The organism is Aeromonas sp. s1(2024), assembly GCF_040908005.1.
Classification (GTDB): Bacteria; Pseudomonadota; Gammaproteobacteria; order Enterobacterales; family Aeromonadaceae; genus Aeromonas; species Aeromonas caviae.
Genome location: NZ_JBFOCW010000028.1, coordinates 1 through 4,808, shown reverse-complemented (window position 1 = coordinate 4,808; position 4,808 = coordinate 1). Strand labels below are relative to the sequence as shown.

Below are 4,808 nucleotides of genomic sequence, written 5' to 3'. Positions count from 1 at the left end.
ATCAAGGCGAACACCACCTCGGTGAGCTTCGACGTGGCGACCCTGGATGACGTTTATGCCGAGCCGGCCGAGCAGTTCCAGGTCAGCGTGAGCGAGACCAGTGGCGGTGGCTACGAGAAGGCGCCGGCACTGCCGGGTGCAGTGACCACCACCATCACCGATGAGACGGTACCGAGCGTGGAAGACACCGTGTTTGCCCAGATCGCGGTGGATAAGGCCAGCGTGGCGGAAGGTGGCGTGCTCAAATACACCGTGAGCTTGGTCGATAAGGATGGCAATGCCATAACCCTGCCGACAGGCAAAGTGGTGACCCTGAACCTAGCATGGAGCGGTGCTGCGGCCAATGATGGCGACACTAGCGGCCGCCCAGCCAGCGTGACCATAGGTACGAACGGCAAAGCCGAATTTACTGTTGCTACAGTAAACGACACCATTTATGAGATGGAGGAAAAGCTTGCTGTAACTATTAGCGGTGTGAAGACCAATTCGGCATTTGAAGCTATCTCGATAGTAAATGGAAAAGGTAGTGCTGAGACCGTCATTGTGGACAACGATGCCCCTCCTTCTGTGGTGATCAATAAACCGGCTGTTGTGTCTGAAGAGGGGCTGGCCAACGGATTACAAGATGATCTAGGCAATACGGATACCACTAATGCGAAGGTTGCTAGCGGCACTATTACAGTGGCGGATATCGATAGCAGTAGCGTGACGGTCAGCCTCTCTGGCCCGTCCGGGCTCAAGTCTGGCGGGCTGGATGTGAAGTGGAGCTGGGATGCATCAGGCAAGGTGTTGACCGGATATACCGGTACCTTGGGGGGGGCGGACTACAAGGCTGTGCTTGATGTCAAGCTGACTGCACCTGCAGGTAGTACCAAAGGAGATTGGGGTTATGACGTTACTCTGAAAGGCGCCCTAGATCATCCGGTGACTGGTGCCGAGGACACGCTGAGTTTCAACATCGTAGTCTCTGTTTCTGATGGCCAGAGTACTACGAGTGCTTCGTTGCCCATCACTGTGGAGGATGATGCCCCCATTGCTGGCGATGCTGCAGCGGTTTCGCTGGTAAAAACCAGTATTCCTGATGTATTGACCGGCAAGTTCAGCATGACTGGTTATAGCGGGGATCGCACCAGCATTGATGGTGGCAAGTTCACCATTACGGCTAAAGGGTTCCTCTCTTCAACGTCTACTGTCTTGACCGGTGCTCTGGTTAATGGCTCGGGCGAAGGCATTGGTGTCAAGAGCTCGACAGCCCCTTACCACAATATTGAGAACGAGGTCGATTTCCGCAAACTGGCAGACGGCTCAGGGGTATCTGAAGAGCTGGTGATCAAACTGGATGCTGGCACTGTGGCTTACGGTGCCAAGATCGAGTTCAGCAAGATGTTCGGTGGTGAGCTGGAGAGCGGCGTGGTCGAGTTCTACCGTGATGGAGTTCTGATCTCAACACTTCCCTTTAGGTCGGATGCGGCGGGGGGAGAGTACAACCAGAACTTCCAAGTGCAGCAGGGTGGTTTTGACACCATGGTGATCAAAGCAACCGATAACGGCAATTCGTTCAACGTCAAGGACAACAGCGACTTTACCGTCAAGTCTATCGAGTTTCTGGGTTCCGATACGCCACAGGCAATTGCCTATGGCTCGGGGACAGTTGCACCGCAATGGGGAGCTGATGGCAAAGGGAGTCTGGAGCTGGTTACCGGCACCGTTGAAACGGGTCTGAAAACTGCTGCTGGTCTGGCAATTACCATTACCGCGGAAGGTGCCAACAGCATGGTTGGCAAGGCCAGTGATGGCAGCTTGATCTTCAAGATGCAATTCACGCCTGCAACGGGCAAGTGGGAGTTCTTCCAGTATGCAGAGATGCAGCGCCCGGTTGGTGATGGCGACATTGACTTCACCTTCAAGGCCTATGATCGGGACGGTGACAGCTCGCAAGGCAGCTTTGCTGTCAACCCGCTGGCGCGCCCTGATGTAACCGGCGTATCGAGTGCCACTGTGGTTGAAGGGGCTACCTTGCAGCATGTTGTGACCTTGAGTGGTGCGACTAATGTGGCGACTGAGTACAGCCTCTCAATCGCGGGTAGTGGTACTCATGCTGCCTCTAACTCTGACTGGGGAACTCTGCAGTTCAGTCACGGTGTTACCTATAACAGCAGCACAGGCAAAATCTCAGTACCAGCCGGTGTGACGAGCTTTACCGTGTCAGTGCCGACAGTGAATGACAAGCTGGTAGAACAGACAGAAACCTTGACTCTGACTGTAGGTGGTGCGACCGGAGCCGGAACCATTACTGACAACGATCTCTCTGTGCGACTGGGCAATGGGCTGGTTGATGAGGATGGTTTGTCTGGCGGAAATGCACACTTGCCTGAGCCTGTGGGTATGCCTGCTAGCGGTCCGCTTTCTGTGACTCAGTCGCTGCAGGTGACGGATGGCAGTGGTGGCAATGTCTCTGGCGTACAACTCAAACTTGTTGGCATCACGGGTCTGAGCGGGGTGACGGGCATTGATGGTCAGCCGGTCAATATTGTTCAGGATGGCGCCGGGCTCAAAGGGTACTTTGGTAACAACCCCGCCAATGTGGCCTTTACTGTGACAGTGGATAACAGTGCCAACCCACCGAGCTACACCTTTACTCTGCTCAAGCCGCTTAGCCATACAGTGGATGGTCAGAGCACCGTGTTGACCAGCCAGGACGAACTGCGCTTTACCGTCAACTATGAGGTAAGCAAATCTGGAGCTGAGACTGCCACCGGTTCGTTTGACTTGGCTGTGCGTGACGATGTGCCGGTTGCAGTGGTCGATGATGCGAAAGTCGATGTTGTAGTTGATACCTTCCTGTTTTCTGGTGTCGAGGCTTCATGGATTAATGTTTCTGGCGGTAAAAATCTGGAGCATTTTGACGGCCCTGATAATGATACAGCGAAGGATCAAATTCGCTGGGGTGGAAAAAATGAAAATAAATCGGGTTATGGTTTTGCCGATAACGATGCGGCCTTGAACGGAGAGATCCCGCTCAACGAAGAGATCAAACTGGGTACTTTCACCCACTACAATTATCCGGTTTCCTCCGGTACGGCTATCAACACTGTAACCATGCAGGCAACCTTCTCGGTTACCGACTCCATGGGCAGAGTGACACCAGTGACTGTGACCATCAATTTCAATCACAACGAAACGCCGAACGATTGGGCCGATCCGCGAGATATCATCACTATCGGAACTGCGACCGCGAGCTTCAACTTTGAAGGCAAGGTCTACAGTCTCGAGGTGCTGGGTTTCCGTGATGCAGGTGGCAATGTGGTGAAGACTATCTACACCAACGAAAATGCCAGCAACAGCTTCGATCTGATCGTCAAGTTGGTGGAAGGGTCTGGTTATCAGCTGCCACAGACCACAGGTAATGTGCTGGCCAACGATCTTGCCGGTGCTGATGGTGGTCTGAGTGTCATTGGCTACGGGGTCGGCAGCAGTTCGACCACCTATACCAATGGTGCGGGTACCCAGGTAGTCGGTTTGTACGGGGTACTGACCATTCTGGCCAACGGTGCCTATACCTATCAGGTCACCAAGAATGGCAGCCAGATCCCGGCTGATGCACGCGAGGTGTTCAGCTACAGCGTGCGCGATGGCGATGGCGATACCACCAACAGCACCTTAACCATCAGCGTCAATCCGGTGGACAGCAACGGGGTTCCGGTTCATCTGCCGCTGACGGTAGATGGTACTGACCTCAACGACTCCATCGTGGTACGCAATGGCGAGAGAGCAGCTAATCCTGACCGTCTTGATGTTTCCTTCGGCGGTAATCTGCTGGGCGAAGTCACTACCAGTAACGGCGGTACCGACCACATACATGCCGGTACCAGCTACAACAAAGGGAGTGCCGACCAGATCGTCAGCAGCGGTGCAGGCAATGACCATATCGAAACCGGCAGCGGTAATGATGTGATTTATGCAGGCAAAACCGGGGCTGATGGATTCGGTACCGACGATTCGTTGCAACTGACGGTAAATCAGCTCAAGGCTCATCACATCATGACAGGCAGCTTGTCTGGTGCCGATGCCATGCTCGATGGCGACGGTCTGTTGCTGAGTGTTGATGTCAGCAGTAGCAAAGCGGATGTGGTCAATGGTGGCAGCGGCAATGACAAGATCTACGGGCAGTCAGGTTCCGATATCCTGTTTGGCGGTACCGGTGACGACTACATCGATGGCGGCAGTCATAACGATGGGCTGCGCGGCGGTCTGGGGAACGATATCCTGATCGGCGGGCTAGGCAATGATGTAATGCGTGGTGACGGCGGTTCAGATACCTTCGTCTGGAATCAGGGGGATACAGTATCCGGCTCCCTGACCAAGGATTACATCATGGACTTCAACAAGGGGTCAGGCACCATCAACCGTTTGGAAGAAGACAAGCTGGATCTGAGCGATCTGCTGGATCACGATGGTTCTCACAGTACGACTGACCTGAAGAGTCTGCTCTCGGTGTTCCAGGACAATGAAGGGGTGCACCTGCAGGTCAAGGAGAGCAGTGCCGCGCCGGTGACCCAGGAGATAGTGCTGATGAACCACACCTTCGACACCCTGACGGGCGGTTCAGGGACGACTGCCAACCAGGTGATCGATTTCATGTTGCAAAACAACATGTTGGATATCAACAAGTAACAGCCAAGCGGGCTGGGCAAAAGCGGCAGAGCAATCTGCCGCTTTTTTTATGGGGGATTTTTGGGTGGATGGGCGCAGACGAGGGGGAGGGCAATGCAAGAAGAAGATAAAAAAGGGCGCCCTTCAAGAGAAGG

Annotated in this window: 1 protein-coding gene; it reads left to right on the top strand. The window is 54.1% G+C overall.

Features of this window, described 5'->3' with window-relative positions:
• Positions 1 to 33: 33 nt before the first annotated feature.
• Positions 34 to 4,674 carry a choice-of-anchor K domain-containing protein gene (locus tag AB5Y70_RS07130; RefSeq protein WP_327785931.1) on the top strand — a complete coding sequence of 1,547 codons (4,641 nt, stop codon included), beginning with the start codon at positions 34 to 36 and terminating at the stop codon, positions 4,672 to 4,674.
• Positions 4,675 to 4,808: the final 134 nt, after the last annotated feature.